Source organism: Pseudomonas sp. GM50, from assembly GCF_000282375.1.
Taxonomy (GTDB): domain Bacteria; phylum Pseudomonadota; class Gammaproteobacteria; order Pseudomonadales; family Pseudomonadaceae; genus Aquipseudomonas.
In genome coordinates, this window is sequence record NZ_AKJK01000055.1 from 39311 (window position 1) to 65310 (window position 26000).

Below are 26000 nucleotides of genomic sequence, written 5' to 3' on the forward strand. Positions count from 1 at the left end.
GCTGGATGTTTCTTTAATCTATAATTCCAGCCTTTTTGTAGGGACATGGACGCTCTAATGCCAGCCACCTATCGCGATGCTTTGCGTGCAGCGCTGCTCTATCTGGTGCTTTCCGTAGCCTGGTTCCAGTTTAGTGGTTATTTATTGAACAGGTTCTTCGATAGTTCCGCCGACCTGCTGCGCTGGCAGCTGATCAACGGTTATGCCTGGGTGGCGTTCAGTGCCGGGCTGATTTTCATTGCGCGGGCGCGATTGTTTCGCTGCCTGGGTGTCGGCGCCAAGTTGCGTGAGCGCAATACAGACAGGGAACGTTTGCGTCAGGCGGCAGCGGTGTTCGATTGCACCTGTGAAGGGGTGCTGGTCACTAATAGCAACGGGTTGATCGTCCATGTGAACCGGGCGTTCATGGAAATCACCGGCTACCAGCGCGAGGAAGTGCTGGGGCAGCGACCGAACATGTTCAAGTCGGGCCATCACCCGCCGGGTTTCTACCAGGTGATGTTCGCGGCACTCGACAGCCTTGGTGAGTGGAGCGGAGAAATCTGGAACCGCCGTAAAAACGGCGAGATCTACCCGCAATGGCAGACGATCCGCCTCATTCGCGACGATCAGGGGCGGCTCAGCCAGTACGTTGCGGTGTTTTCCGACATCAGCGCGATCAAGAGCTCCGAGCATGAATTGGCGCATCTGGCCCATCACGATCCGTTGACCGATCTGCCCAATCGCCTTCTGCTAACCGACCGTGCCGGGCAGGCCGTGGCCTCGGCGCAGGTCCACAAGCGTGGTTGCGCGTTGCTGATGATCGACCTCGATCATTTCAAGTTGATCAATGACAGTCTCGGTCACAGTGTTGGTGACCAATTGCTCAAGGCTGTGGCTGAGCGCCTGAATACCTTGTTCGGCCCGGGCAACACGCTGGCGCGGCTCAGCGGCGACGAATTTGCGGTATTGACTGAAAACTGCCCGCAACCGGGGCATGCCGCGGCGCTGGCTCAGCGAGTCATCGATGGCCTTAAAGAACCGTTCCAGATCGACGGGCATCCGCTATTTATCAACGCCAGCATCGGCATCAGTCTGTTTCCAAGCGATGCCTTGAGTGCCGAGCAACTGTTGCGCAACGCCGACTCGGCGCTGTTCAAGGCCAAGAGCGCTGGCCGCGACGGCTACGCCCTCTACACCGAAGAGTTGACTGCGCACGCCCAGCAGCGCGTCGAGATCGCATTCCAATTGCGCCGAGCGCTGGAGCAGCAGCAATTGCGGGTTTATTACCAGCCCGTGCATGACCTCAAAACCAGTCGCCTGATCGGCGTCGAGGCCTTGGTGCGCTGGGAGCATCCGCAACGTGGGTTGGTGTCGCCGGCTGAATTCATCCCCATCGCCGAACGCACCGGGCTGATTGCCGAGATCGATGCCTGGATCATGCGCCAGGCCTGCCAGCAGATGTGCCAGTGGCAAGCGGCGGGCGTGGAGTTGTCGTTTGTCGCGGTGAACGTTTCTTCTCGCCTGTTTGCCCGCCGCGAGTTGTATCAGCAAGTGGCTCAGGTGCTGCACGACACCGGCCTGGATCCAGCGTATCTGGAGCTGGAAGTCACTGAAAGCGCGGTGATGGAAGACCCGGAAGTGGCGCTGGAGCAGATGCATCGCTTGCGTGAGTTGGGTGTGCGGCTGGCCATCGATGACTTCGGCACGGGCTATTCATCGTTGCTGCGGCTCAAGCGTTTGCCGGTGCAAAAGCTCAAGATCGATCAGGGGTTTGTCGCAGGCTTGCCGGGTGATGAGGATGACGCGGCGATCGCGCGGGTAATCATTGCGCTGGCGCAGAGCATGGGGATGCAAGTGCACGCCGAGGGGATCGAGCAGGTCGAGCAGGCAAGTTTCCTGTTCGAGCATGACTGCGATTTGGGGCAGGGCTACTGGTTTGGGCGGCCAGTGCCGGCGGCGTCATTGGATTGGGCTCGGGCGCCAGTGATCGGATGAGCGGCTGATCTGCTTTTTGTGGCGAGGGGGCAAGCCCCCTCGCCACAGGGTTTTGTGCGCCCTTGAAAGTAGTGGGTCCTCCGCAACCCCTTGCTCCATCAAATAATTCTTTTTAGTTATATAAACATTCTTAAATAGTCTTTTTAAGAATATCCGCGCCTATCTACTATTGCCCCTACGCCGTAAGCAGTGCCCGCCACTGCCAGGCATATCTCATTAAAGGAGCAGCACCATGAGCGCATCCCTACGTAGTGTTGACGGGCAGGACGAAGCCACCATTTTGCGTGAGATTCAGAGCGCCTTGCGCGATCTGCGCTTTGGTGCGGTGGAAATCACCGTGCATAACGCCCAGGTGGTTCAGATCGAACGCAAAGAGAAATTCCGTTTGCAGAGCCCGGGCAACAAGCCGAGCTAAAACGCAAAAGATCAAAGATTGCAGCCTTCGGCAGCTCCTACGGGAGCCTGATGTAAAGGCTGCGATCTTCGAACAGGCAACCCGTTCCAGACCATAAGAAAAAGCCAACACATCAAGAATTCCAGGAGCTTTCACCATGTCGTCGATTCGTCATTTTGCTTTGGCCGCCCTGGCCAGTGCCCTTTTTGCTGGTTCCGCGGTTGCCAAGGATTACGAGCTGCTCAACGTGTCGTATGACCCGACTCGTGAGCTGTACCAGGAGTACAACGCCGAGTTCATCAACTTCTGGAAAAAGGACCACGCTGGCGACAACGTGAAAATTCAGCAGTCCCACGGTGGTTCGGGCAAGCAGGGCCGGGCGGTGATCGACGGTCTGCGGGCCGACGTGGTGACCCTGGCCCTGGCTGGTGATATCGATGAAGTGGCCAAGCTCGGCAAGAGCCTGCCGGTCGACTGGCAGAAGCGTCTTCCGGACGCGAGCACACCTTACACCTCGACCATCGTGTTCCTGGTGCGCAAGGGCAACCCGAAAGGCATCAAGGACTGGGGCGACCTGACCAAAAACGGCGTGGAAGTCATCACCCCGAATCCGAAAACCTCCGGCGGCGCACGCTGGAACTTCCTCGCGGCCTGGGCTTATGGCCTGAAAGCCAACGGTGGTAATGAAGCCAAGGCCAAAGAGTACGTGCAGACCCTGTTCAAACACGTGCCTGTGCTGGACACCGGTGCTCGCGGCTCGACCATCACCTTCGTCAACAACGGTCAGGGCGACGTGTTGTTGGCCTGGGAAAACGAGGCCTTCCTGGCGTTGAAGGAAGACGGTGGCGCCGACAAGTTCGACATCGTTGTACCGTCGCTGTCGATCCTTGCCGAACCACCGGTGGCCGTGGTCGACAAGAACGCCGAGAAAAAGGGCAACACCGACATTGCTGAAGCGTATCTCAAGCACCTGTACAGCCCGGCCGGCCAGGAAATCGCGGCGAAAAACTTCTATCGTCCACGTGACAAAGAGGTGGCCGCCAAGTACGCCAAACAGTTCCCGACACTGGAGCTGGTGACCATCGACAAGGACTTCGGCGGCTGGAAAACCGCGCAACCGAAATTCTTCAATGACGGTGGCGTGTTCGACCAGATTTATCAGGCGCAGTAACCTGAAATAGATCAGCCAATGCGCAATCCATGTGGGAGCGGGTTTGCTCGCGAAGACAGCGGCACAGTCAACATTGATGTCGCCTGACACACCGCCTTCGCGAGCAAGCCCGCTCCCACAGGTTTAGCACTTAAGTGGCTGGCATTGGCTAACAGGCCCCGATTTCACCGTCGGGGCTTAGCGCGTTCTCAACCAAGGACTTTTATGTCGCGTCGTATCTCCCCCGTCATACCCGGCTTCGGGCTGACGCTGGGCTACACCTTGGTGTACCTCAGCCTGATTGTGCTCATTCCACTGGCGGCGATGTTCGTGCATGCCGCTCAACTCACCTGGGACCAGTTCTGGGCGATTATCTCGGCGCCACGGGTGCTGGCGGCGTTGAAGCTCAGCTTCGGCACCGCGCTCTATGCCGCAATCATCAACGGCATCATCGGCACGCTGCTGGCCTGGGTGCTGGTGCGCTATACCTTCCCTGGGCGCAAAGTCATCGATGCAATGATCGACTTACCCTTCGCATTGCCCACCGCCGTGGCCGGTATCGCGCTGACCGCGCTATACGCGCCCAATGGTTGGGTGGGTCAGTTTGCAGCGGACCTGGGTTTCAAGATCGCGTATACCCCCCTCGGCATCACCCTTGCCCTCACTTTTGTGACACTTCCATTCGTAGTACGTACCGTACAGCCAGTATTGGCCGATATCCCGCGTGAAGTGGAAGAAGCGGCGGCGTGCCTCGGTGCAAAACCGCTACAGGTTTTCCGCCATATTCTGGTGCCCGCGCTGCTGCCCGCGTGGCTGACCGGTTTCGCGTTGGCCTTTGCCCGTGGGGTTGGCGAGTACGGTTCGGTGATTTTCATCGCCGGCAACATGCCGATGAAAACCGAGATCCTGCCGCTGCTGATCATGGTCAAACTCGACCAGTACGATTACACCGGCGCCACGTCCATTGGTGTACTGATGCTGGTGGTTTCCTTCGTCCTGTTGCTGCTGATCAACTTGCTGCAACGACGCATCGAAACCCCATAAGGAGGCGCAAAAATGTCCCAATCGTCTATTGCTGCTGCTTCCTCGAACGCCGCCCGCCGTGGCAGTGCTTCATCGCGGCGAATCCTGATCGGCCTTGGCTGGCTGGTGTTCGCCCTGTTCCTGTTGCTGCCGCTGGTGATCGTGGTGTCTCAGGGCCTGAAGCTCGGAATCGGTGCGTTCTTCACCGCGATCTTCGAGCCAGACGCCTTGTCGGCGTTGAAACTCACCGTGATCGCGGTGCTGATTTCGGTGCCGCTGAACCTGGTGTTCGGTGTCAGCGCAGCGTGGTGCGTGAGCAAATACTCGTTCCGCGGCAAGAGCATGCTGGTGACCCTGATCGACCTGCCGTTCTCGGTGTCGCCGGTGATTGCCGGTCTGGTCTATGTATTGATGTTCGGCGCCCAGGGCCTGTTCGGCCCGTGGTTGCAGGATCACGACATCCAGATCGTCTTCGCCTTGCCGGGCATCGTGTTGGCGACGATTTTCGTCACCGTGCCGTTCGTGGCACGTGAGCTGATCCCGCTGATGCAGGAACAAGGCACTCAGGAGGAAGAGGCCGCGCGCCTGCTTGGCGCCAATGGCTGGCAGATGTTCTGGCACGTCACCGTTCCCAATATCAAATGGGGCCTGATCTATGGCGTGGTGCTGTGTACGGCCCGGGCCATGGGTGAGTTCGGTGCGGTGTCGGTGGTTTCCGGGCACATTCGCGGGGTGACCAACACCCTGCCGCTGCACGTCGAGATCCTCTACAACGAATACAACCACGTGGCCGCGTTCGCCGTGGCGAGCCTGTTGCTGATCCTGGCGCTCTTCATCCTGCTGCTCAAGCAGTGGAGCGAAAACCGTATTAACCGCCTGCGCGCCAGCGCCGCGGAGGAATAAGTCATGTCGATCGAAGTGCGTAACGTCAGCAAGAACTTCCACGCGTTCAAGGCGCTGGACAACATCAGCCTGGACATTCAAAGCGGCGAGCTGGTGGCGCTGCTCGGCCCGTCCGGTTGCGGCAAGACCACGCTGTTGCGAATCATCGCCGGCCTGGAAACCCCGGACCAGGGCAACATCGTGTTCCATGGCGAAGACGTCTCCGGCCACGATGTGCGTGATCGCAATGTCGGTTTCGTGTTCCAGCACTACGCCTTGTTCCGCCACATGACGGTGTTCGACAACGTCGCGTTCGGCCTGCGCATGAAGCCGAAAAACCAGCGCCCGAATGAAAGCCAGATCGCGGTAAAAGTCCACGAACTGCTGAACATGGTGCAGCTGGATTGGTTGGCCGATCGCTACCCGGAACAACTCTCCGGCGGCCAGCGTCAACGCATTGCGTTGGCTCGTGCCTTGGCGGTGGAACCGAAAGTCCTGCTGCTCGACGAACCCTTCGGCGCCCTCGACGCCAAGGTCCGTAAAGAGCTGCGTCGCTGGCTCGCACGGCTGCACGAAGACATCAACCTGACCTCGGTGTTCGTGACCCACGACCAGGAAGAGGCGATGGAAGTCGCCGACCGTATCGTGGTGATGAACAAGGGCGTGATCGAGCAGATCGGCTCACCGGGTGACGTCTACGAAAACCCGGCCAGCGATTTCGTCTATCACTTCCTTGGCGACTCGAACCGTCTGCATTTGGGCGAAGACCGACACGTGCTGTTCCGTCCCCACGAAGTGTCGCTGTCGCGTCATGAACTGGAAGACCACCACGCCGCTGAAGTGCGGGACATTCGTCCACTGGGCGCGACTACGCGGGTGACGCTGAAGGTAGAAGGCCAGAGCGAGTTGATCGAGGCTGAAGTGGTGAAAGACCACGACAGCCTGGTCGGATTGGCCAAGGGTGAGACGCTGTTCTTCAAGCCGAAGGTCTGGCAGAAAGTCGCCAACATTTAAAATCAAAAGCATCGCGAGCAAGCCCGCTCCCACAGTGATTTGTGTCGTTCACAAATCCCCTGTGGGAGCGAGCCTGCTCGCGATGGCGTCTTACGTCGCTGCGTTTTTCTGACGCAAACGCACACCACCCACCCGCGCCTCGATCTGCTCTTTCAGCTCACGCCGCATCCCGAGCAAAAACGCCAACTCAACCACCACAAACAACGGCCCGACAATCAACCCCGTCACATCATCGACAAACGCCGGTTTGCGCCCTTCGTAATGATGCCCGACAAACTGAATCGCCCACCCCACCACAAACATCCCGATGCCGCTGGCCAGCCAGACCAGCGTACTTTGCTGCGCGAGAACCTGACCTGCCCAAATGCACAGACCGAGCAACACGGTCATCAACACCCCAAGACGAATCTCCAGGCGCAGGTAAAACCACGCCGACGCCATCGCGACCAGCACCGCTGGCGAAATCCAGCCTGCGCCCCATTGCGGCCGTGACAGCAACACCGAGACCGCCACTACAATCAGCGGGATACCGATAAAGTGGCTGGCAATATTGCGCGGGTCACGGTGGTAGGCGGCGTATTGACTGAGATGGTCAACGAGGCTTTTCATTGTTATTCCTCCTGTAGGGTGATGGATGATGCCCCGGGTTTCATCTCTCGCTCTGTCAGCCAGGCGACAATCTCCAGGAGTTTTCATGGACATGCAGGTTTGGCGTTCGCGCCTGGATACGGGGCAGTGGTTCAGTCATTTACCTGTTCCCTTACAGGATAGTTTGCTGGCTGCGGCCCGAGTTCGGCGCCTGCCGTCGGGGCAACTGCTATTCAAACGCGGTGATCCGCCGTGCGGGCTGTATGCAGTGCTTGAAGGGGCGGTGCGCATTGGCACGGTGAGCGAGCAGGGCAAGGAGGCGCTACTGAGCCTGGTGGAAGCGCCGCACTGGTTCGGCGAAATCTGCCTGTTCGATGGCCAGCCGCGAACCCACGATGCCTATGCCGTTGGCCAGTGCATCCTGTTGCACATTCCGCAGGCGACGCTGCTGAAGTTGCTCGACCAACAACCGGTTTACTGGCGGCAACTGGCGTTACTGATGAGCCACAAACTGCGCCTGACCTTCATCAACCTCGAACAGCTGAGCCTGATGCCAGCTCCGGCACGCTTGGCTCATCGCTTGCTGATGATTGCCGAGGGTTACGGTGAAATCGATCCGCCGCGCCGTGTTCTGCAACTGCCTCAGGAGCAACTGGCATCGATGCTGTCGCTGTCGCGCCAGACCACCAACCAGCTCCTCAAGGATTTGCAGGGGCAAGGAATATTGAATCTCAAGTATGGCGAAATCGAGATTCTGGATGCCGAGCGGTTGCGGGCGTTGGCGGTGATTTGACGTGCACCTGTAGGAACTGCCGAAGGCTGCCATCTTTTGAAATCACCACGGTATTGGTGGGCTTTATCCGCGAACGCGCCTAGCCTGTGACGACGACAATCGAGGTGTGCCATGCGTGTGTTGCTAGTGGAAGACGAACCCGAGACCGCCAGTCTCCTGGCCAAAGGCCTGAGCGAAGCGAGTTACGCGGTAGATGTGGCGCTCAATGGCATGGACGGCCGGCGCTTTATCGAATCCGGCGAATACGAACTGATCATCCTCGACGTGATGCTACCGGGGCTCAACGGCTGGCAGTTGCTGCAACAGATCCGCAAGCTCGGCGACACGCCGGTGCTGCTCCTCACCACCACGGACGGTATCGAGGACCGACTGCGCGGGCTGGAGTTGCATGAGGATGATTACCTGCTCAAACCGTTTGCCGTCAGTGAGCTGGTGAAGCGGGTGCGCAAGGTATTGCGGCGTAAACGTTGATGGCATGCGCTGAATTGATTGACGCCTTCGCGGGCAAGCCTCGCTCCTACAGGGGATCTGTGACCGTCAGAACGACATAAATCCCGTAGGAGCGAGGCTTGCCCGCGAAGAGGCCGGAAAATTCAATACACCTTCTGGATCTGTCACCGCAACCCATCCCGAAACTGCCCCGGCGTCATCCCGGTCCAGCGTTTGAATGCGCGGCTGAAGCTGCTGGTGTCGGCGAAACCCAGCAGATAACTGATTTCGCCCAACGAGCACAGCGGGTCGCGCAGGTGCAGCAGCGCCAGGTTTTCCCGACTTTCGTTGAGCAGCGTATCGAACCGACAACCCTCGTCCGCCAGGTGCCGTTGCAGGCTGCGCAGACTCAAGTGCAGAGCTTGAGCGATGCATTCGGCCGACGGTTCACCTTCGGGTAATTGCTCTTCAATGGCGTCGCGAACCTTGCGCTCCCAGGTCAGGGGCTTGAGCTGCGCCAGGGTGCGTTTGAGCACGGTTTCGTTGTGTTCGGCCAGTTCCGGGTTGGCGTCGTCCAGATGGCTGTCGAAATCCACCAGGGAGAATTCCAGTCGGTCTTCATCGGCGTTGAAATACACCGGCGAGCGGAACACTTTGTGCCATTGATGCGGGTCGGCAGGTTCCGGGCGGCGCAGGTAAACCGCCAGCGGGGCGTAGTCACGGCCCAGGCGATTGCGACAGGTGCGCACGTAAATTGCCGCGAAGGCATCGATGGCTTCGAAGGCTGGCGCGGGGTTGCCTTGGGGGATTTTCAGGTGGAAGCGGTAACGATCCTCAGCGCGGATCAACTCCAGATCCAGCGCGTTGCTGACCACTTGGTGATAACGCACGATGCGCTCGAAGACTTCCCGCAGGCTGCCGCTGGCCACCAACGCATAACCCAGCGCATGAAACGTGGTGGGGCTGACGAAACGCGACACCCGCAAGCCAATCGCCGGGTCACCGCTGACCTGCACCGCGATGTGCCACAGGCGCGTGGTGCCGGACAGCGGGTAACGGGCGTTCGGGTCGTCCATCAACTGCGGGTCGAGCCCCGCCTGTTGGCACAGGGCTGTGCTGTCGAGCCCCAGCGCATCGAGCTGCTTGCGCAGGGCGCGGGTCCAGCTGGCGAGGGAGGTCGGTTCAGTCATGTTGATTGGCGCGTCCGGTCAACAGGTTGGCGTTCACGGCTACCGCTCCGTAAATCATCACAGGGCAGGATGCGAACATCAATAACCAGAGGATGGAAGCATGGACGGTACTTCTGCAAGTCCCCAGCGACTGAATGCAGCACAGCGATCAGCGCATATTCGCGAGGTGGTATTGGCCAAAGGTGTCGAACTGCGTCAGCGCTACCCGATTCTCAACCATCAGGACGCCTTGGGCGCGGGTATTCTGGCCTTCGCGTTGGCCGGGATGATCGGTTCCGCAGCGCTGTACATCACCGGGTACATGGCCTGGTGGGTATGCCTGTTGCTCAACGCGTTTTTCGCCTCGCTGACCCATGAGCTGGAGCATGACCTGATCCATAGCATGTATTTCCGCAAACAGCGCGTTCCGCACAACCTGATGATGGGCCTGGTGTGGCTGGCGCGGCCGAGCACCATCAACCCCTGGATTCGCCGCCATTTGCACCTCAATCACCACAAGGTGTCTGGCACCGAAAGCGACATGGAAGAGCGGGCGATCACCAACGGTGAGCCCTGGGGGATCGCGCGGTTGTTGATGGTCGGCGACAACGTGATGTCGGCGTTCATCCGCATGCTGCGGGCCAAGACCCGGGCGCACAAAGTCAGCATCATCAAGCGTTCTCTGAAAGTTTATGCGCCACTGGCGCTGGTGCATTGGGGGGCGTGGTACGTGTTCCTCGGTTTTCACTCCACCAACGGCATCGCGCATCTGCTGGGGGCGCCCATCGAATGGTCGGCAACTACTTTGGCGGTGATGCAGGTGATCGACGTCGCGGCCATAGTGATCATCGGCCCGAACGTGTTGCGTACGTTCTGCCTGCACTTTGTCAGCTCGAACATGCACTACTACGGTGACGTGGAGCCAGGGAATGTGATTCAGCAGACCCAGGTGCTGAACCCTTGGTGGATGTGGCCGTTGCAAGCATTCTGCTTCAACTTTGGCAGCAGCCACGGGATCCATCATTTTGTGGTAAAGGAGCCGTTTTACATCCGGCAGATGACCGTCCCGGTGGCGCACAAGGTGATGCGCGAGATGGGGGTGCGGTTCAATGATTTCGGGACGTTCGGGCGGGCGAACCGGTTTGTGCGCAAGGAAACCACCGAGACGCAAGAGGTGCGTGCCGCTCAGGTTTGATGATGTAACCGGAAACTCAAATGCTGGTCATCAATTTGACCCAAAGGGACGATACGGTGTGACGCAAGCAGTGATTCGTATATGCGATTCAGGTCTATTAAAGTAATTAAATATTCCTTTATCGGATAACCGTTTCAGCCAATTATCGCGTCACAGCGATGTTGATCAGCGCTAACAGATTTCGAGTTTCCGGGGCCGTCTCCTTGGCAGGGTGCGGTCCCTTTTTTTATCCCGGATAAAGTGCCAGCCAGTGAACCCTGTGGGAGCGGGCTTGCTCGCGAAGGCGCCGTGTCAGTCAATATTAATATCTACTGACAGACCGCCTTCGCGAGCAAGTCCGCTCCTACATTGATTGCGTCGTATATTCGATATAGGTCTTAATAAATAGCTTCTTATTCCTTAACGAATATAACTCTCCTCCCTATACTCGATCAGGAACAGACACGCAGCAGGAGAGCTCCCCATGCGCAACGAATCAATTCGCTACCTGATTGTGCCGGGCTGGCAAGGATCGCCAGAAGATCATTGGCAAACCCATTGGCAGAACAGCCTGCCAAACAGCGCGCGGGTGGAGCAGGCCGACTGGCTGACGCCTCGTCGCGAAGACTGGGTCGCGGCACTGGCCGAGGCGATTGCCGCCGACAGCACGCCCGTGATTCTGATCGCCCATAGCTTGGGCTGCATCACCGTTGCCCATTGGGCGGCCACGGCCCCACTGAATTTTCTGCGTCAGGTGCGCGGCGCCCTGCTGGTCGCGCCAGCGGACGTCGAACGCCCGGCCTGCGCACCGGCCCTGCGCAACTTTGCGCCGATCCCGACTCATTTGCTGCCCTTCCCGAGTCAGGTCGTGAGTTCTGACAACGACAGTGCCGTGAGTGCACCGCGTGCTCTGGAGCTGGCACGTAACTGGGGCGCCGAGGCGGGGATTTTATCGGGGGCCGGGCACATCAACGTGAAGTCCGGTCACCAGCGTTGGGAGCAGGGTTTTGCGTACCTCTATCGTCTGCAAAACCGCATGGAACAACACGCCCTGCGTCGCGCTTGAACCCTTTATTTTTTTTAAAAACGCCCCCGTCTGCCGGCGGTTTTGGGCGGGAGTCTGCCATGAGCTTGCATGAAACATTCGGTCAGCCGCTGCTGACCTTTCCCGACGCGGAAAAAAGTCCGCTGAGCATTCGCGCCAAGGCGTTGGTGTTTGTCGACCCGCGCTCCCGGCAGTTGCGCCAGGAGCTGGAACAGCTGGCGCCACGTTCGATTTCGGTGTTGATTCGCGGTGAAACCGGCAGCGGTAAAGAACTGCTGGCGCGACATATCCATCGCGCCAGTGACCGTGGTGGATTGTTCGTGTCAGTCAATTGCGGGGCGATCAGCCCGACCTACGCCGACGCTGAACTGTTTGGCTATGCCGCTGGCAGCTACAGCGGTTCGGCCAGCAGTCGCGCTGGCTGGTTTGGTTCGGCCAATGGCGGCACGCTCTATCTGGACGAGATCGGCGACTTGCCGTTGCCAATCCAGATCAAGTTGCTCGCGGCCCTGGAAAATCACGAAGTCACTCGCGTCGGCGCTCAGCAGCCAAGTCCGGTGGACGTACGTCTGGTGGCCGCCACCAGCATCGATCTGGCTCAGGCCGTGGCTGCCGGAAAATTCCATGAGCGGCTCTATCACTACCTCAGCGAAGGCCAACTCGAACTGCCGGCCTTGCGTGAACGGGTGGGCGATATCTTGTCGCTGGCCGAATACTTCCTCGGCATCTACAGCCAACGCCTCGACCTGCCGGTGCCATTGATCAGCGAAGCCGCGCAGCATCTGCTGGAGCGGCACAGTTGGCCGGGCAACACACGGGAGTTGGAGAACGTCATCCACTTTGCGTTGTTGGTGAGTACGGGCGATGAGATTTTGCCGGAGCATTTGAATTTGCCCGAGGCATCGGTGTCGCTGGTGACGATCGAGCAGCAACTCAAAAAAATCCTCGGCAACGGTTCCGCCGCCGAGAAAGAGGCCTTGAAACAACTGCTCAAAGCCACCGGCCTTCTGTAGGAGCGAAGCTTGCTCGCGAAGCCGGCGGCTCGGTCTGTCTGGAAGGACGCCTTCGCGGGCACCTCGCTCCTACAGAGGTCATGTTCCGGGCTTTTTGTAGGAGCGAAGCTTGCTCGCGAAGCAGGCGACTCGGTCTGTCTGGAAGGATGCCTTCGCGGGCAAGCCTCGCTCCTACAGGGCTTTGTGTAAGTTAGATATGTATGAACAAAATGGAATATGAAAGTGAATAAAAGATATTATTCGGGAATAAAAAATCCCGGTATTGTCCGCGTCACGCCAGCGATAGCACATCACTGGCACTCGTACTAATCAGCCGTCGTCGATGATGGCCGCGAATTTCGATAAGGACACTGCATGAAAAAGGTTCTGTTGTTCACCGCATTGGCGGCTGCCCTGACTGCGGGCCTGGCCCAGGCTGGCGAGAAACTGGTGGTTGCAGCGACCCCGATTCCACATGCCGAGATTCTTGAATTGATCAAGCCAACCCTCGCCAAAGAAGGCGTGGACCTGGAGATCAAAGTCTTCACCGACTACGTTCAGCCGAACGTGCAGGTCGACCAGAAGCGTTTGGACGCCAACTACTTCCAGACCCTGCCGTACCTGAAAAACTTCAACGAAGGCAAAGGCACTAACCTGGTGACCGTGATCGGTGTGCATGTCGAACCCTTCGGCGGCTACTCGAAGAAAGTCAAAAGCCTGGCTGAGCTGAAAGACGGCGCAACCATTGCCATCCCGAACGAAGGCAGCAACAGCGGCCGTGCCCTGATCCTGCTGCAGAAGGCTGGCCTGATCGAGTTGAAAGACCCGAAAAACGCTGTGGCCACACCGAAAGACATCGCCAAGAACCCGCACAACTTCAAGTTCAAGGAGCTGGAATCGGCCATGCTGCCGCGTGTTCTGGACCAGGTCGACCTGGACATGATCAACACCAACTACGCGCTGGATGCGGGCCTGAACCCGGCTAAAGATGCGCTAGTGATTGAAGGTGCCGATTCGCCGTACGTGAACTTCCTGGTAGCTCGTCCGGACAACAAGGACAGCGTTGCCATCCAGAAACTGGCCAAGGCGTTGACCAGTCCTGAAGTGAAAGCATTCATCGCCAAGAAGTACAGCGGCGCGGTACTGCCGGCGTTCTGATCGACCGCAGTATCAAACCCCTTCAAGGTTTCAAACGCCGACGGCTTTCGATAGCGTCGGCGTTTTTTATTGCTCAACCTTTGGTGAGGGGCTTTTGTGGCGAGGGGGCTTGCCCCCGTTCGACTGCGCAGCAGTCGCCGATCAGTCGATGAGGTGTGTCAGAGGGAATTGGAGTGCAGGTTTCAGGGCCGCTTCGCCGCCCAACGGGGGCAAGCCCCCTCGCCACAACAAGCTCCAGCCACAGGGAACCTGCTTACCTCAAGATCGTTCAGGCCACTCTGGTCTTCAACGCCTTGCGCAACGCCACCAGCAATTTCACGATGTCTTGCGGATCCAGCCGCTGCGGCACGTTTACGTCAGCCATTTTTCTCTTCCTTGTGATAGTTCGGCCGGAGTCTGGCCAAAAGCTGTACGTCCTTGGAGGGGCTTTTTGAAAAAAAGATCCGTCCTACGGCTGAAAGAAAAATAGTCGTCTTCCCCAGTCTCGGCAAATCCGCAGGATAGTCTTTTGCGTGATATCAATATGCTTTAACGGTATTTAAATTCTTCTTTTTATACCTTTAAAGTCGGTGCCTGCCGGGTGGTTATCCACTGCCCATGGACTGCGCCATCGTCGCTTACCGAGCGGCGTACAGGATGTTCAATGACTTTCGATTACGCGTTTATCCTCAGCACCCTGCCGGCGTTTCTCAAAGCCGTGGGTGTGACGCTGCAGGTCGGCTTTATCGCCATCGGCACTTCGTTGCTGGTGGCGCTGATCAACGCGACGATTCTGGTGTTTCGCACACCCTATCTACAACGCCTGGTCGGGCTGTACGTGGAGCTGGCGCGCAACACGCCACTGCTGATCCAGTTGTTCTTCGTCTACTTCGCCTTGCCGGCCCTGGGCATCAAAGTCTCGGGCTTCGCGGCGGCGATCATCACCATGACTTTCCTTGGCGGCGCCTACCTCACCGAAGTCCTGCGTGCCGGCGTGGATGCGGTGCCCCAGGCGCAACTTGAGTCCGGTCGCTCCATCGGCCTGTCCCACGGGCAATTGCTGCGCTACGTGATCCTGCCGCAAGCCGGCATCCTCAGCCTGCCGTCGCTGTTTGCCAATTTCATTTTCCTGCTCAAGGAAACCACCGTGGTCTCGGCGGTGGCGGTGCCGGAGATTCTCTACACCACCAAAAGCTACATCGCGCTCTACTACAAAACCTACGAAATGCTCGCCGTGCTGACACTGATTTGCGTGCTGCTGTTTTTGCCGTTGTCGCTGCTGCTCAGCCGTCTGGAAAGGAGGCTCCAGCATGGCCAGTTCGGGTCTTGAGTTGCTCTGGGTGTCGTTGCCGCAACTGGGCAAAGGCGCTGCGCAAACCCTGTCGATCTCTTTTCTGAGCATCGTCATCAGCACAGTGGGCGGCGTGCTTTACGGCGTGTTGCGCACGCTGAATTCGAAATGGCTGAACGCGATTCTGCGGGTCTATCTGGAACTGTTCCGGGCGATCCCGGTGCTGGTCTGGTTGTATTTGCTGTTCTTCGGCCTGCCGATCTTTTTTGGGCTGAGCATTCCGAGCTTCTGGTGTGCGGTGCTGGTGTTGTCGCTATGGGGCGCCAGCGAAGTCGGTGAAGTGGTGCGCGGCGCGTTGCATTCGTTGCCACGCGGCCAACGTGAGGCCGGGCTGTCGATTGGCCTGGATGGCCCGCAACTCTACGGCTACGTGCTGCTACCTCAAGCGCTGAAACGCATGACGCCGCCGACCATCAACGTTTACACGCGCATCATCAAGACCAGCTCGCTGGCGGTGCTGATCGGCGTGGTGGACGTGATCAAAGTCGGCCAGCAGATTATCGAACGTACCTACGAATCAGTGCTGATCTACGGCGCGCTGTTTCTGTTTTTCTTTTTCATCTGCTACCCGCTGTCGGCCGCCTCGCGCGTGCTGGAGCGGCGCTGGACGCAAGCATGAGTGCATTGATCGAGTTCAAGGGTTTCAACAAGTTTTTCGGCGAGCAGCAGGTGCTCAACGGCATCGACCTGCAGGTGAAACAGGGCGAGGTGATCGTCATCCTCGGCCCCAGCGGCTGTGGCAAAAGCACCTTGCTGCGCTGCCTCAACGGCCTGGAAGTCGCGCACAGCGGCAGCTTGAATTTTGCCGGAGGCGAGTTGCTGGACAAGGGCACCGATTGGCGCGAAGTGCGTCAGCAGATCGGCATGGTATTCCAGAGCTACCACCTGTTCCCGCACATGAGCGTGCTCGACAACCTGTTGCTCGGACCACTCAAGGTGCAGAAACGCGAACGCCGTGAAGCCCGCGCGCAGGCCGAGGCTTTGCTGGAGCGCGTGGGCCTTTTGGACAAGCGCGACGCCTTCCCGCGCCAGCTCTCCGGCGGCCAGCAGCAACGCATCGCTATCGTCCGTTCGCTGTGCATGAACCCCAAGGTCATGCTCTTCGACGAAGTCACCGCCGCCCTCGATCCGGAAATGGTCAAGGAAGTGCTCGAAGTGATTCAGGGCCTGGCCCGCGAGGGCATGACCCTGCTGATCGTCACTCACGAAATGGCCTTCGCCCGCGCGGTGGCCGACCGCATCGTGTTCATGGACGCCGGGCGCATTCTTGAGCAACACCCCCCCGAGATTTTCTTTACGAACCCGCAAACCGCACGAGCGCAGCAGTTCCTGGAGAAGTTCTCCTACGTCGCCGCACTACCCAAAACGACTCAAACAAAGGAACTGGAACTGTCATGAAAACTGCCAAGTCTTCTCTGCTGCTACTCCCTCTATTCGGCCTGGCGCTGCTCGCCGGCTGCAACAAAACCGAAGAACCGGCCAAGCCAAAAGCCGCCAGCGTCAGCACCGCACCGGCCGGGTACCTGGAAAAAATCAAAGCCCGGGACAAGCTGATCGTCGGCGTCTTCACCGATAAACCGCCGTTCGGTTTTGTCGATGAGGCCGGGCGCTACGTGGGGTTTGATACCGACATCGGTCGTCAATTTGCCAAGGATCTGCTGGGTGATGAGAACAAGGTCGAGTTCGTTGCGGTGGAGCCGGCGAGCCGGATTCCGTTCCTGCAAAGCGACAAGGTCGACCTGATCCTGGCCAACATGACCGTCACCCCGGAGCGCAAGGAAGCCGTGGACTTCACCAACCCGAACCTCAAGGTCGCGGTGCAGGCACTGGTGCCGCAGGCGAGTTCGGTGAAGAACCTTGATGACCTGGCGACCCGCACCACCATCGTGACCACGGGCACCACGGCGGATATCTGGCTGACCAAGAATCATCCGGACTGGAAACTGCTGAAGTTCGAGAAAAACTCCGAGTCTTTGCAAGCCCTGGCCAACGGTCGCGGCGACGCATATGCGCAGGACAACCTGGTGCTGTTCAGCTGGGCCAAGCAGAACCCCGGCTACCGTGTGCTGGAGGAAAAACTGGGTGCCGAAGCACCGATCGCACCGGCGGTGAAGAAGGGCAATATCGAACTGCGCGACTGGGTGAATGTGGAGTTGGCGAAGTTGGGTGAGGAGAAGTTTTTGCTCAAGCTGTACGACCAGTATGTGCGTAAAGAATTGAGCGATGACACCAAGCCTGAGAGCGTGATTGTCGAGGGTGGGAAGTGGCAGGGGTGAGTCTCTGACCTTTGCGGTGACTTTCCGATCGCTATCGCGAGCAGGCTCGCTCCCACAGGGGGATCTTCGATGAACACAACTTTTGTGTCAGTCGCCGATCCAGTGTGGGAGCGAGCCTGCTCGCGATTCGGTTGTTCAAGCGCCGATCAATCCGGCCAATACCACGCCGGCTCATCCAGCATCCGCTGCCCGACCATCCCGGTCTGGCCGAAATTCTTCTCCAGCACAATGCAATTGCATTCCGGGTCTTGCTGCAGCGCCGAGATCAACCGCCGCGCATGGGACACCACCCACACCTGACACTGTTCGGAAGCTCGAATAATCAAGCGCGCCAACGCCGGCAGCAGGTCTGGATGCAGACTGGTTTCCGGCTCGTTCAATACCATCAACGTCGGCGGTCGAGGGGTCAACAACGCCGCGACCAGCAGTAGATAGCGCAACGTCCCGTCCGACAACTCGGCGGCGGATAACGGTCGCAACAATCCTTCCTGATAAAACTCGATCGCAAACCGTCCACCCTGCAGCGGTGCGATATTCAGTGTCGCGCCGGGGAATGCATCGCTGATCGCCGCCTGCAAGGCTTCGGGATCGCCGATTTCGCGGATGGTCTGTAACGCTGCGGCGAGGTCGCGACCGTCGTGGTGCAATACTGGCGTGCGGGTGCCCAGTTGCGGTTGGCGCACTGGCGCATCGGCGTCGCTGCGAAAGTGATCGTAGAAGCGCCAGCGGCGGATGAACTCACGCAATTGCATGACCTCCGGCGAGGTGCGAAAACTGCCGACCTGATCGAACAGGCTGTCGAAGTTCGGTGTGTGCTGCGCCAGTACTTCCCAGCCGCGACCGACCCGAGCGCGAATCATCGGGCCGTCGCGATCCACCAGCAAACTGGCCGGGCGATAGAACGGCCCGGACCAGATGCATTCCTTTTTGATTTCCGGGTCTAGGGAGAACTCCGACAGACTCGGCTCCGGAAGGCCCAACGCGATCGAGTAGCTGAAATCTTCACCGGCAAACCCCAGGCGCAGGCGTTTGACGCCGTGTCGCACGCTTGCCTCGACCGGCACTTCGCCGTTACGCATACGCCGGCTGATGTTTTCCGGCCCGGCCCAGAACGTCGAATCCAGTCCACCCTCGCGTGCCAGCGCATTGACCACGCCACCTTGAGCGGTTTCCGCCAGCAGGCGCAAGGCGCGGTAGAGGTTGGATTTGCCGCTGCCGTTGGGGCCGGTGATCAGGTTCAACCGGCCAAGCGGAATCACCAATTTATTGATCGAGCGGTAATTGGCCACCGCTAGGGTTTTGAGCATGGGTAGCTTCCTGCTGCATGGTTCGTCATTCTGCCTTATTGTCGGCAACACAATGATCCCTGTGGCGAGCGAGCTTGCTCGCGCTGGGCTGCGAAGCGGCCCCAAAGCCATTCAATGAGGCGTGTCAGGCAAAACGAGATAGCAGATTTTGCGTCTGCTGCGCAGCCGAACGGGGGCAAGCCCCCTCGCCACAGGTAAGCCCCAAGCCACAAGGTGTGCAGCAAACCCGTGCACCTGTTGAACCCTGTTCTAAGCTCACAGTCGTATCGTCACTGGCACGTTCGTACAACGCAAAGGAGTCTGCATGGCGGGTCCCGGATTGAAATTAATGGTTGGCCTGAGCCTCATCGCCTTGCTGACCGCCTGTGGCGATAAAAAGCCTGTCGAGAAGGACCGCCCGCGAGTCTTTGTGCAAGAGGTCAAGCCATCGGATTACGCCGCCGCAGTGACACTCACCGGCGACGTCCAGGCGCGAGTACAAACCGAACTGTCGTTCCGCGTGGGCGGCAAGATCATCCAGCGTATGGTCGATGTCGGTGACCGGGTTTCGGCCAAACAAGTGCTGGCCAAGCTCGATCCCAAGGACCTGCAAACCAATGTCGACTCAGCCCAGGCCCAAGTGGTTGCCGAACAGGCCCGGGTCAAACAAACCGCTGCGGCCTTCGTTCGCCAACAAAAACTCCTGCCCAAGGGCTACACCAGCCAGAGCGAATACGATTCCGCTCAAGCCGCCTTGCGCAGCAGTCAAAGCGCATTGGCCGCCGCTCAAGCGCAATTGGCCAACGCCCGTGATCAACTGAGCTACACCGCGCTGATTGCCGATGCGCCGGGGGTGATTACCGCGCGCCAGGCCGAAGTTGGCCAGGTGGTGCAGGCCACGGTGCCGATTTTCAGCCTGGCCCGGGACGGCGAGCGTGACGCGGTGTTCAACGTGTATGAGTCGCTGCTGGCCGAGCCGCCGTCGGATAGATCGATTGTGGTCAGCCTGCTCGACAACCCGAAGATCAAGACCACGGGCACCGTTCGGGAGGTCACGCCGGCAGTCTCGGCGCAGACCGGCACAGTGCAAGTCAAAGTCAGCCTCGACCGTCTTCCCGAGGGCATGCAACTCGGGTCGGTGGTGAGCGCCACCGCAAAACCAGTCGGTAAAATCGCAGTGGAGCTGCCTTGGTCGGCCCTGACCAAAAACCTCAGTGACCCGGCCGTGTGGCTGGTGGACGCCGAGGGCAAGGCGCAGTTGCACACGGTCACCGTCGGCCGTTACCTGACCGGCAAAGTCATTGTCAGCGCTGGCCTCAACGGTGGCGAAAAAGTTGTCACCGCAGGCGGTCAATTACTGCATCCGGGCGTGAGGGTGGAGATCGTCGAAAACACCTATAAGACGCCAATGACAGGAGCCCAGCCATGAAGCGCCTGTTGCTGTTGTCCGCCGCTGTGCTGCTGGTCGCCTGTTCCAAGGAGGAAGCACCGCCAGAACCGGTTCGGCCGGTGTTGTCCGTGGAAGTGAAAGCGCTCAATCAAGAAGACCTCGGCCGGTTTGCCGGCAGCATTCAGGCCCGTTACGAAAGCAACATCGGTTTCCGGGTGCCGGGGCGTATCGCCAGCCGTAACGTCGATGTCGGCGCCGAAGTGCAGAAGGGCGCCTTGCTTGCCACCCTCGACCCCACCGATCAGCAGAACCAGTTGCGCTCGGCTCAGGGTGATCTGGCGCGCGTTCAGGCGCAGCTCATCAACGCTCAGGCCAACGCTCGGCGTCAGCAGGAACTGTTCAACCGCGGGGTTGGCGCGCAGGCGCAACTGGACATCGCCCAGACCGACCTGAAAACCACCCAGGCGTCCCTCGATCAAGCCAGGGCCGCCGTCGATCAGGCGAAGGACCAACTCAACTACGTTGAGCTGCGCGCCGATCACAAAGCCATCGTCACCGCGTGGAACGCCGAAGCCGGGCAAGTGGTCACGGCCGGCCAGCAAGTGGTGACCCTGGCGCAGCCGGACATCAAGGAAGCGGTGATCGACCTGCCCGATACCCTGGTCGATCAATTGCCAGCCGACGTGGTGTTCCAGGTCACCTCACAACTGGACCCGAGCATCACCAGCACCGCCATCGTGCGCGAAATCGAACCCCAGGCGCAAAGTGCGACCCGCACCCGTCGCGCCCGCCTGAGCCTGGCCGATACGCCACCGGGCTTTCGCCTCGGTACGGCGATCAGCGTGACCCTCAGTTCCGCGATCAAGCCGCGCCTCGAACTGCCGGTGAGCGCGCTGCAGGAGGTCGATGGAAAGCTGCGCATCTGGGTCGTTGATCCACAGACGCAAACCGTTTCGCCACGGGACGTCAGCCTGATCAGCCGGACTGATGCCACGGTGGTCCTGGCCAACGGCGTGAAAACCGGCGAGCGGGTGGTCAGCGCGGGTGTGAACAGCCTCAAACCGGGGCAGAAAGTGAAAATCGACGAGGGCCGCCCGCAATGAAAGGGAGTTTCAACTTATCCGAGTGGGCCCTCAAACATCAGTCGTTTGTCTGGTATTTGATGTTCGTCGCGCTGCTGATGGGCGTGTTCTCGTACCTGAACCTCGGTCGCGAAGAAGACCCCTCGTTCACCATCAAAACCATGGTGATCCAGACTCGCTGGCCCGGCGCGACACAGGAACAGACCCTCAAGCAGGTCACCGACCGGATCGAGAAAAAACTCGAAGAACTCGACTCGCTCGACTATGTGAAAAGCTACACCCGCCCCGGCGAATCAACGGTCTTCGTTAACCTGCTCGACACCACCAGCGCCAAGGACATCCCGCAAATCTGGTACCAGGTGCGCAAGAAGATCAACGACATTCGCGGTGACTTCCCGAAGGGCCTGCAAGGGCCGGGTTTCAACGACGAGTTCGGCGACGTGTTCGGTTCGGTGTACGCCTTTACCGCCGATGGCCTGTCGATGCGCCAGTTGCGCGATTACGTGGAGCAGGTGCGTGCCGAAATCCGTGAAGTCCCGGGGTTGGGCAAGGTAGAGATGGTCGGCGAGCAGGATGAAGTCCTTTATCTGAACTTCTCCACTCGCAAACTCGCCGCCCTCGGCATCGATCAGCGTCAGGTGGTGCAGAGCCTGCAATCACAGAACGCCGTGACCCCGGCCGGGGTGATCGAGGCCGGTCCGGAGCGGATTTCGGTGCGGACCTCGGGGCAATTTGCCTCTGAGAAAGACCTGGCCAACGTCAACCTGAAGCTCAATGATCGCTTCTACCGACTGGCCGACATCGCCAACATCAGCCGTGGCTACGTCGATCCGTCGACCCCGGAGTTTCGCTTCAACGGCCAGCCGGCCATCGGCCTGGCGATCGCCATGAAAAAGGGCGGCAACATTCAGGACTTCGGCAAGGCGCTGCACCTGCGCATGGATGAGCTGACGGCCGACCTGCCGGTGGGCGTCGGCGTGCACAACGTGTCCGACCAGGCCGAAGTGGTGGAAGAGGCCGTCGGCGGTTTCACCAGTGCGTTGTTCGAAGCGGTGGTGATCGTGCTGATCGTCAGCTTCGTCAGCCTTGGCGTGCGCGCCGGGCTGGTGGTGGCGTGTTCGATTCCGTTGGTGCTGGCGATGGTCTTCCTCTTCATGGAATACAGCGGCATCACCATGCAGCGGATTTCCCTCGGTGCGCTGATCATCGCCCTCGGCCTGCTGGTGGACGACGCGATGATCACGGTGGAGATGATGGTCACGCGCCTGGAAATGGGTGAAACCAAGGAGCAAGCGGCGACCTTCGCCTACACCTCGACCGCATTCCCGATGCTCACCGGCACGTTAGTCACCGTCGCCGGTTTCGTGCCGATCGGCTTGAACGCCAGCTCGGCCGGTGAGTACACCTTCACGCTATTTGCCGTGATCGCAGTGGCGATGCTGGTGTCGTGGATCGTCGCCGTGCTGTTCGCCCCGGTACTCGGTGTGCACATTCTGAGCGCCAATGTGAAACCTCACGACGCGGAGCCTGGGCGCATCGGTCGGGCGTTCAATGGCGGCCTGCTCTGGGCCATGCGCAATCGCTGGTGGGCCATCGGCATCACCGTGGCGCTGTTTGTGCTCTCGGTGTTTTCCATGCAGTTCGTGCAGAACCAGTTCTTCCCGTCCTCCGACCGCCCGGAAATTCTCGTCGACCTGAACCTGCCGCAAAACGCCTCGATCGCCGAAACCCGCAAGGTGGTGGACAAGCTCGAAGCGACGTTCAAGGACGACCCGGACATCGTGCGCTGGAGCACTTACATCGGCGAGGGGGCGATCCGTTTCTACCTGCCCCTCGACCAGCAATTGCAAAACCCGTACTACGCGCAACTGGTGATCGTCAGCAAAGGCCTGGAATCGCGCACGGCCCTGACGGCGCGACTGCAAAAGCGCCTGCGCGAAGAATTCGTCGGTGTCGGCAGTTACGTCCAGGCGCTGGAAATGGGCCCGCCGGTGGGGCGGCCGATTCAGTACCGGGTCAGCGGCAAAGACATCGATCAGGTGCGCAAACACGCCATCGCCCTGGCCACCGAACTGGATAAGAACACCCACATCGGCGAGATCATTTACGACTGGAACGAGCCGGGCAAAGTCTTGCGCATCGACATCGCCCAAGACCGGGCGCGGCAACTGGGGCTGTCGTCGGAGGATGTGGCGAACCTGATGAACAGCATCGTCGTCGGCTTGCCGGTCACGCAGGTCGATGATGATATCTACCTGATCAACGTGGTGGGTCGTGCCGAGGATGCCGAGCGCGGCAGTCCGAAAACCTTGGAGAACTTGCAGATCGTCACCCCGAGTGGCACGTCGATTCCGCTGCTGGCGTTTGCCACGGTGCGTTATGAACTCGAACAGCCGCTGGTCTGGCGTCGTGATCGCAAACCGACCATCACCATCAAGGCGGCGGTGCGTGACGAGATTCAACCGACCGACCTGGTGCAACAACTGCAACCGGATATCGACAAATTCGCCGCCAGTTTGCCGGTGGGCTACAAAGTCGCCACCGGCGGTACGGTGGAGGAAAGCGGCAAGGCTCAAGGGCCGATTGCCAAAGTCGTGCCGTTGATGCTGTTTTTGATGGCGACCTTCCTGATGATCCAGTTGCACAGCGTGCAGAAGCTGTTTCTGGTGGCCAGCGTCGCGCCGCTTGGGTTGATCGGCGTGGTGCTGGCGCTGATTCCGACGGGCACGCCGATGGGCTTCGTGGCGATCCTCGGCATTCTGGCGCTGATCGGCATCATTATCCGCAACTCGGTGATTCTGGTGACCCAGATCGACTCTTTCGAGAAGAGCGGCTACACGCCGTGGGACGCGGTGGTCCAGGCCACGGAACACCGTCGCCGACCGATTTTGTTGACGGCGGCGGCAGCGAGCCTGGGGATGATCCCGATCGCGCGGGAAGTGTTCTGGGGGCCGATGGCCTACGCGATGATTGGCGGGATCATCATCGCGACGTTGCTGACACTGCTGTTTTTGCCGGCGCTGTACGTGGCCTGGTACAAGGTTCGCGAGCCGAAGAAAGAGGTGCAGTGAGGCGAGCGCTTTGCGCTCATCGCGAGCAGGCTCGCTCCCACAGTTGACCGAGTTGTTCAGGCAGACTCGATCTCCTGTGGGAGCGAGCCTGCTCGCGATTGGCGTCCTGACAGCCTACACAGGCTTACGCCAGACACTCGCCAACCAAGGCTGCTGTTCCCGCGGCAGCCCCGCCGGCCGGTAATAATGCTCAAGCTCCACAAACCCCGCCTCGGTCAGCATTTCCTGCCACACCTGAAGATCGTAATAAGCCCCATAACGCGGCCCGTTCCAGCCTTCCTGATTCTCGCCACGAGGATTGGAACTGAACAACACACCACCCGGTTTCAACGCCCCGCGCAGTTCCTTCAGCACCCGAGGCAACTCCTGACTCGGAATGTGAAACAGCACCGCATTGGCGAATATCCCGTCGAAGCGTTCGGCCGGCAGGTCGAGCTTCAGAAAGTCTTGCTGCCAGACTTCGCAACCACTGTCCTCCCGGGCCATCTGTGCAAGCTTTTCAGAACCATCGAGCCCGACGGCGCTGTGGCCCAGGCGGGTGAAGGTTTTCAGATCACGGCCAGGGCCACAGCCAAAGTCGAGAATGCTGAACGGTGCCTCACCCTGAATATGCCGCAACAGGGCATCGATGTTCTGGCTGACATCGTGATCGCGAGTGCCTTCACGGAAGTCCTCGGCCACCGAGTTGTAATGACCCAGGGTGGTGGAAGTGATCTGCTCCAGGTCGGCGGGAGTCTGTTTCATGGTTGGCTGCGCAGGTAATTGGGATTAGCCGAATATACGCCATGACGCCGGGGCCTGCTGCGCAGCCATTCGCGGGCAAGCCTCGCTCCTACAGAATTTAGTCGTTCGGACGATCACCGATCTCTGTAGGAGCGAGGCTTGCCCGCGAAGGCGATATCACTAACAACAAATTCCCCAAGGCCAGACTCAGCCCTGTTTCATCCCCAGACATTCAATGGACCGATCAACCATCGCCTTGGCAATCTCCAGCAAATGCCAGACGGAGAACACCAATGCCCGATCGGCCCCCTTGAGTTGATCACCACACTGATACGCCGTGACCGAGGCGCAGCGCAGTAGATCAGCCACATAAAGCTGGGCGTCTTCGAAGCTCACGTCTTTGCTGACGTTGTAGAAGCGCAATTCATCGGGTGCCGAAGGTTGCTTGCCGGTGAGGTGGAAATCGATCGCACGGTAAAGCGCGGAACGGTCTTTGAGCAGGTCGTCGGTGAAGGCTTTGTTGGAGGATGTATCTTCGGGTGGATCGGGGATGGATTTTTCCATGAGTGTTGCTCCTATTGCTGCATGGGAGCCGTCACTTTTCGCCTACTAAACGAGGGGTGGCGGCTGTACGCAGGTTAGTAGGCCGGTCAATAGGAAAACCGGTGCACCCGAGGGCGCCCCACGCACAGCCACCATATTCAACATCCGGCAAAAAGTGCCGGACATGAGCATGAAACGCTATGCGCCTATTGATCCGGGCTACTAAACCCGATCACTGATATGCAGTGATGAACCGAGACTAGCCACCAGATTCTGTCGGCGCAAGCGAGCGGAATGATCTAGGAAATGTCCTGCAAATGAAAGGGATCGGGCCTGCTGGCACTCTGATTTTCCTGTGCGAAATGTTCCCTCCGCAGGTCGGTGATTACCTGTGGTAATGGAGCTTTTGTGGCGAGGGGGCTTGCCCCCGTTGGGTTGCGAAGCGGCCCTAAAACCAGTCACCGCGTTTCTTCAGGATTGCTGCGTCAGCCGGTTTACGACTGCTGCGCAG

General features: G+C 59.3%; 24 protein-coding genes. 19 read left to right on the top strand and 5 right to left on the bottom strand.

All coding sequences use genetic code 11. The features are described from left to right. The first annotated feature begins 57 nt into the window (after positions 1 to 57). From dibA to PMI30_RS15890, 6 genes are all read left to right on the top strand, one after another. Positions 58 to 1977, top strand: coding sequence for a phosphodiesterase DibA (dibA, locus tag PMI30_RS15915; protein WP_008009577.1), 1920 nt, complete (start codon positions 58 to 60; stop codon positions 1975 to 1977). 232 nt (positions 1978 to 2209) lie between these two features. After that, the gene (gene oscA / locus PMI30_RS15910; protein ID WP_007899630.1) at positions 2210 to 2392 is read left to right on the top strand and encodes a sulfur starvation response protein OscA; all 183 of its coding nucleotides are present in this window, start codon (positions 2210 to 2212) and stop codon (positions 2390 to 2392) included. Between the two features lie 136 nt (positions 2393 to 2528). After that, the gene (locus PMI30_RS15905) at positions 2529 to 3542 is read left to right on the top strand and encodes a sulfate ABC transporter substrate-binding protein (RefSeq protein WP_008009582.1); all 1014 of its coding nucleotides are present in this window, start codon (positions 2529 to 2531) and stop codon (positions 3540 to 3542) included. 204 nt (positions 3543 to 3746) lie between these two features. After that, complete coding sequence (gene cysT / locus PMI30_RS15900; RefSeq protein ID WP_007899634.1) at positions 3747 to 4565, top strand: sulfate ABC transporter permease subunit CysT; 819 nt, start codon at positions 3747 to 3749, stop codon at positions 4563 to 4565. A gap of 12 nt (positions 4566 to 4577) precedes the next feature. Next, the gene (gene cysW, locus PMI30_RS15895) at positions 4578 to 5447 is read left to right on the top strand and encodes a sulfate ABC transporter permease subunit CysW (protein WP_007899636.1); all 870 of its coding nucleotides are present in this window, start codon (positions 4578 to 4580) and stop codon (positions 5445 to 5447) included. Positions 5448 to 5450: 3 nt separating this feature from the next. Next, a complete protein-coding gene (locus PMI30_RS15890; RefSeq protein ID WP_007899637.1) occupies positions 5451 to 6440 on the top strand; it encodes a sulfate/molybdate ABC transporter ATP-binding protein in 990 nt (329 codons plus the stop codon). A 90-nt stretch (positions 6441 to 6530) separates the two neighbouring features. Here PMI30_RS15890 and PMI30_RS15885 read toward each other — a convergent pair whose 3' ends face one another. Continuing rightward, on the bottom strand, positions 6531 to 7049 hold the full coding sequence (locus PMI30_RS15885) for an Mpo1 family 2-hydroxy fatty acid dioxygenase (protein WP_008009586.1): 519 nt from the start codon (positions 7047 to 7049) through the stop codon (positions 6531 to 6533). Between the two features lie 85 nt (positions 7050 to 7134). Between PMI30_RS15885 and PMI30_RS15880 the strand changes: the two genes are divergently transcribed. Together PMI30_RS15880 and PMI30_RS15875 are read left to right on the top strand one after the other, a co-directional pair. Beyond that, a complete protein-coding gene (locus PMI30_RS15880; RefSeq protein ID WP_008009589.1) occupies positions 7135 to 7821 on the top strand; it encodes a Crp/Fnr family transcriptional regulator in 687 nt (228 codons plus the stop codon). Between the two features lie 111 nt (positions 7822 to 7932). Beyond that, positions 7933 to 8292: a response regulator gene (locus PMI30_RS15875; protein WP_008009591.1), complete on the top strand. Its 360-nt coding sequence runs from the start codon at positions 7933 to 7935 to the stop codon at positions 8290 to 8292. Positions 8293 to 8435: 143 nt separating this feature from the next. Here the strand turns inward: PMI30_RS15875 and PMI30_RS15870 are convergent, their stop codons facing one another. After that, entirely contained in the window at positions 8436 to 9440 is a 1005-nt protein-coding gene (locus PMI30_RS15870) for an AraC family transcriptional regulator (RefSeq protein WP_008009595.1), read from the bottom strand. A 100-nt stretch (positions 9441 to 9540) separates the two neighbouring features. Here PMI30_RS15870 and PMI30_RS15865 point away from each other — a divergent pair, with 100 nt between their 5' ends. The 8 genes from PMI30_RS15865 to PMI30_RS15830 all read left to right on the top strand — a co-directional run bounded on the left by PMI30_RS15865 (position 9541) and on the right by PMI30_RS15830 (position 17394). Beyond that, the gene (locus PMI30_RS15865; protein ID WP_008009596.1) at positions 9541 to 10614 is read left to right on the top strand and encodes a fatty acid desaturase; all 1074 of its coding nucleotides are present in this window, start codon (positions 9541 to 9543) and stop codon (positions 10612 to 10614) included. 463 nt (positions 10615 to 11077) lie between these two features. Further along, on the top strand, positions 11078 to 11659 hold the full coding sequence (locus PMI30_RS15860) for an alpha/beta hydrolase (RefSeq protein ID WP_008009598.1): 582 nt from the start codon (positions 11078 to 11080) through the stop codon (positions 11657 to 11659). Between the two features lie 59 nt (positions 11660 to 11718). Further along, positions 11719 to 12651, top strand: coding sequence for a sigma 54-interacting transcriptional regulator (locus PMI30_RS15855; protein WP_008009601.1), 933 nt, complete (start codon positions 11719 to 11721; stop codon positions 12649 to 12651). A gap of 354 nt (positions 12652 to 13005) precedes the next feature. After that, on the top strand, positions 13006 to 13788 hold the full coding sequence (locus PMI30_RS15850; RefSeq protein WP_008009603.1) for a MetQ/NlpA family ABC transporter substrate-binding protein: 783 nt from the start codon (positions 13006 to 13008) through the stop codon (positions 13786 to 13788). Positions 13789 to 14431: 643 nt separating this feature from the next. Next, the gene (locus PMI30_RS15845) at positions 14432 to 15097 is read left to right on the top strand and encodes an amino acid ABC transporter permease (protein WP_007941049.1); all 666 of its coding nucleotides are present in this window, start codon (positions 14432 to 14434) and stop codon (positions 15095 to 15097) included. Then, positions 15078 to 15737 (top strand): amino acid ABC transporter permease, encoded by a 660-nt coding sequence (locus PMI30_RS15840; protein ID WP_008009608.1) that lies wholly within the window; start codon positions 15078 to 15080, stop codon positions 15735 to 15737. Before PMI30_RS15845 ends, PMI30_RS15840 begins: the two co-directional genes overlap by 20 nt. Beyond that, positions 15734 to 16516: an amino acid ABC transporter ATP-binding protein gene (locus PMI30_RS15835; protein WP_008009610.1), complete on the top strand. Its 783-nt coding sequence runs from the start codon at positions 15734 to 15736 to the stop codon at positions 16514 to 16516. Before PMI30_RS15840 ends, PMI30_RS15835 begins: the two co-directional genes overlap by 4 nt. Next, the gene (locus PMI30_RS15830) at positions 16513 to 17394 is read left to right on the top strand and encodes a transporter substrate-binding domain-containing protein (protein ID WP_008009613.1); all 882 of its coding nucleotides are present in this window, start codon (positions 16513 to 16515) and stop codon (positions 17392 to 17394) included. The genes PMI30_RS15835 and PMI30_RS15830 overlap by 4 nt, the downstream gene beginning before the upstream one ends. Before the next feature lie 146 nt (positions 17395 to 17540). On the opposite strand, the gene PMI30_RS15825 is transcribed toward PMI30_RS15830, so the two are convergent. Next, positions 17541 to 18701, bottom strand: coding sequence for an AAA family ATPase (locus PMI30_RS15825; RefSeq protein WP_008009615.1), 1161 nt, complete (start codon positions 18699 to 18701; stop codon positions 17541 to 17543). 304 nt (positions 18702 to 19005) lie between these two features. On the opposite strand from PMI30_RS15825, the gene PMI30_RS15820 reads away from it, so the two are divergent. The 3 genes from PMI30_RS15820 to PMI30_RS15810 are packed head-to-tail and all read left to right on the top strand — an operon-like array spanning position 19006 to position 24223. Next, positions 19006 to 20109 carry an efflux RND transporter periplasmic adaptor subunit gene (locus PMI30_RS15820; protein ID WP_008009617.1) on the top strand — a complete coding sequence of 368 codons (1104 nt, stop codon included), beginning with the start codon at positions 19006 to 19008 and terminating at the stop codon, positions 20107 to 20109. Then, positions 20106 to 21173 carry an efflux RND transporter periplasmic adaptor subunit gene (locus PMI30_RS15815; RefSeq protein WP_008009619.1) on the top strand — a complete coding sequence of 356 codons (1068 nt, stop codon included), beginning with the start codon at positions 20106 to 20108 and terminating at the stop codon, positions 21171 to 21173. Before PMI30_RS15820 ends, PMI30_RS15815 begins: the two co-directional genes overlap by 4 nt. Beyond that, on the top strand, positions 21170 to 24223 hold the full coding sequence (locus tag PMI30_RS15810) for an efflux RND transporter permease subunit (protein ID WP_008009621.1): 3054 nt from the start codon (positions 21170 to 21172) through the stop codon (positions 24221 to 24223). The genes PMI30_RS15815 and PMI30_RS15810 overlap by 4 nt, the downstream gene beginning before the upstream one ends. 114 nt (positions 24224 to 24337) lie before the next feature. On the opposite strand, the gene PMI30_RS15805 is transcribed toward PMI30_RS15810, so the two are convergent. Continuing rightward, a complete protein-coding gene (locus PMI30_RS15805; RefSeq protein WP_008009623.1) occupies positions 24338 to 24967 on the bottom strand; it encodes a class I SAM-dependent methyltransferase in 630 nt (209 codons plus the stop codon). A gap of 186 nt (positions 24968 to 25153) precedes the next feature. Further along, a complete protein-coding gene (locus tag PMI30_RS15800) occupies positions 25154 to 25510 on the bottom strand; it encodes a DUF6124 family protein (protein ID WP_008009625.1) in 357 nt (118 codons plus the stop codon). Between the last annotated feature and the right edge of the window lie 490 nt (positions 25511 to 26000).

What these genes read in the sequence shown, in the direction of transcription:
- PMI30_RS15905 (WP_008009582.1), top strand. Translation starts at nt 2,529, where the DNA reads ATGTCGTCGATTCGTCATTTTGCTTTGGCCGCCCTGGCCAGTGCCCTT.
- PMI30_RS15800 (WP_008009625.1), bottom strand. Translation starts at nt 25,510, where the DNA reads ATGGAAAAATCCATCCCCGATCCACCCGAAGATACATCCTCCAACAAA.
- PMI30_RS15875 (WP_008009591.1), top strand. Translation starts at nt 7,933, where the DNA reads ATGCGTGTGTTGCTAGTGGAAGACGAACCCGAGACCGCCAGTCTCCTG.
- cysT (WP_007899634.1), top strand. Translation starts at nt 3,747, where the DNA reads ATGTCGCGTCGTATCTCCCCCGTCATACCCGGCTTCGGGCTGACGCTG.
- PMI30_RS15835 (WP_008009610.1), top strand. Translation starts at nt 15,734, where the DNA reads ATGAGTGCATTGATCGAGTTCAAGGGTTTCAACAAGTTTTTCGGCGAG.
- PMI30_RS15860 (WP_008009598.1), top strand. Translation starts at nt 11,078, where the DNA reads ATGCGCAACGAATCAATTCGCTACCTGATTGTGCCGGGCTGGCAAGGA.
- PMI30_RS15820 (WP_008009617.1), top strand. Translation starts at nt 19,006, where the DNA reads ATGGCGGGTCCCGGATTGAAATTAATGGTTGGCCTGAGCCTCATCGCC.
- PMI30_RS15865 (WP_008009596.1), top strand. Translation starts at nt 9,541, where the DNA reads ATGGACGGTACTTCTGCAAGTCCCCAGCGACTGAATGCAGCACAGCGA.
- PMI30_RS15855 (WP_008009601.1), top strand. Translation starts at nt 11,719, where the DNA reads ATGAGCTTGCATGAAACATTCGGTCAGCCGCTGCTGACCTTTCCCGAC.
- PMI30_RS15880 (WP_008009589.1), top strand. Translation starts at nt 7,135, where the DNA reads ATGGACATGCAGGTTTGGCGTTCGCGCCTGGATACGGGGCAGTGGTTC.
- PMI30_RS15830 (WP_008009613.1), top strand. Translation starts at nt 16,513, where the DNA reads ATGAAAACTGCCAAGTCTTCTCTGCTGCTACTCCCTCTATTCGGCCTG.
- PMI30_RS15810 (WP_008009621.1), top strand. Translation starts at nt 21,170, where the DNA reads ATGAAAGGGAGTTTCAACTTATCCGAGTGGGCCCTCAAACATCAGTCG.
- dibA (WP_008009577.1), top strand. Translation starts at nt 58, where the DNA reads ATGCCAGCCACCTATCGCGATGCTTTGCGTGCAGCGCTGCTCTATCTG.
- PMI30_RS15885 (WP_008009586.1), bottom strand. Translation starts at nt 7,049, where the DNA reads ATGAAAAGCCTCGTTGACCATCTCAGTCAATACGCCGCCTACCACCGT.
- oscA (WP_007899630.1), top strand. Translation starts at nt 2,210, where the DNA reads ATGAGCGCATCCCTACGTAGTGTTGACGGGCAGGACGAAGCCACCATT.
- PMI30_RS15805 (WP_008009623.1), bottom strand. Translation starts at nt 24,967, where the DNA reads ATGAAACAGACTCCCGCCGACCTGGAGCAGATCACTTCCACCACCCTG.
- cysW (WP_007899636.1), top strand. Translation starts at nt 4,578, where the DNA reads ATGTCCCAATCGTCTATTGCTGCTGCTTCCTCGAACGCCGCCCGCCGT.
- PMI30_RS15890 (WP_007899637.1), top strand. Translation starts at nt 5,451, where the DNA reads ATGTCGATCGAAGTGCGTAACGTCAGCAAGAACTTCCACGCGTTCAAG.
- PMI30_RS15870 (WP_008009595.1), bottom strand. Translation starts at nt 9,440, where the DNA reads ATGACTGAACCGACCTCCCTCGCCAGCTGGACCCGCGCCCTGCGCAAG.
- PMI30_RS15850 (WP_008009603.1), top strand. Translation starts at nt 13,006, where the DNA reads ATGAAAAAGGTTCTGTTGTTCACCGCATTGGCGGCTGCCCTGACTGCG.
- PMI30_RS15845 (WP_007941049.1), top strand. Translation starts at nt 14,432, where the DNA reads ATGACTTTCGATTACGCGTTTATCCTCAGCACCCTGCCGGCGTTTCTC.
- PMI30_RS15840 (WP_008009608.1), top strand. Translation starts at nt 15,078, where the DNA reads ATGGCCAGTTCGGGTCTTGAGTTGCTCTGGGTGTCGTTGCCGCAACTG.
- PMI30_RS15815 (WP_008009619.1), top strand. Translation starts at nt 20,106, where the DNA reads ATGAAGCGCCTGTTGCTGTTGTCCGCCGCTGTGCTGCTGGTCGCCTGT.
- PMI30_RS15825 (WP_008009615.1), bottom strand. Translation starts at nt 18,701, where the DNA reads ATGCTCAAAACCCTAGCGGTGGCCAATTACCGCTCGATCAATAAATTG.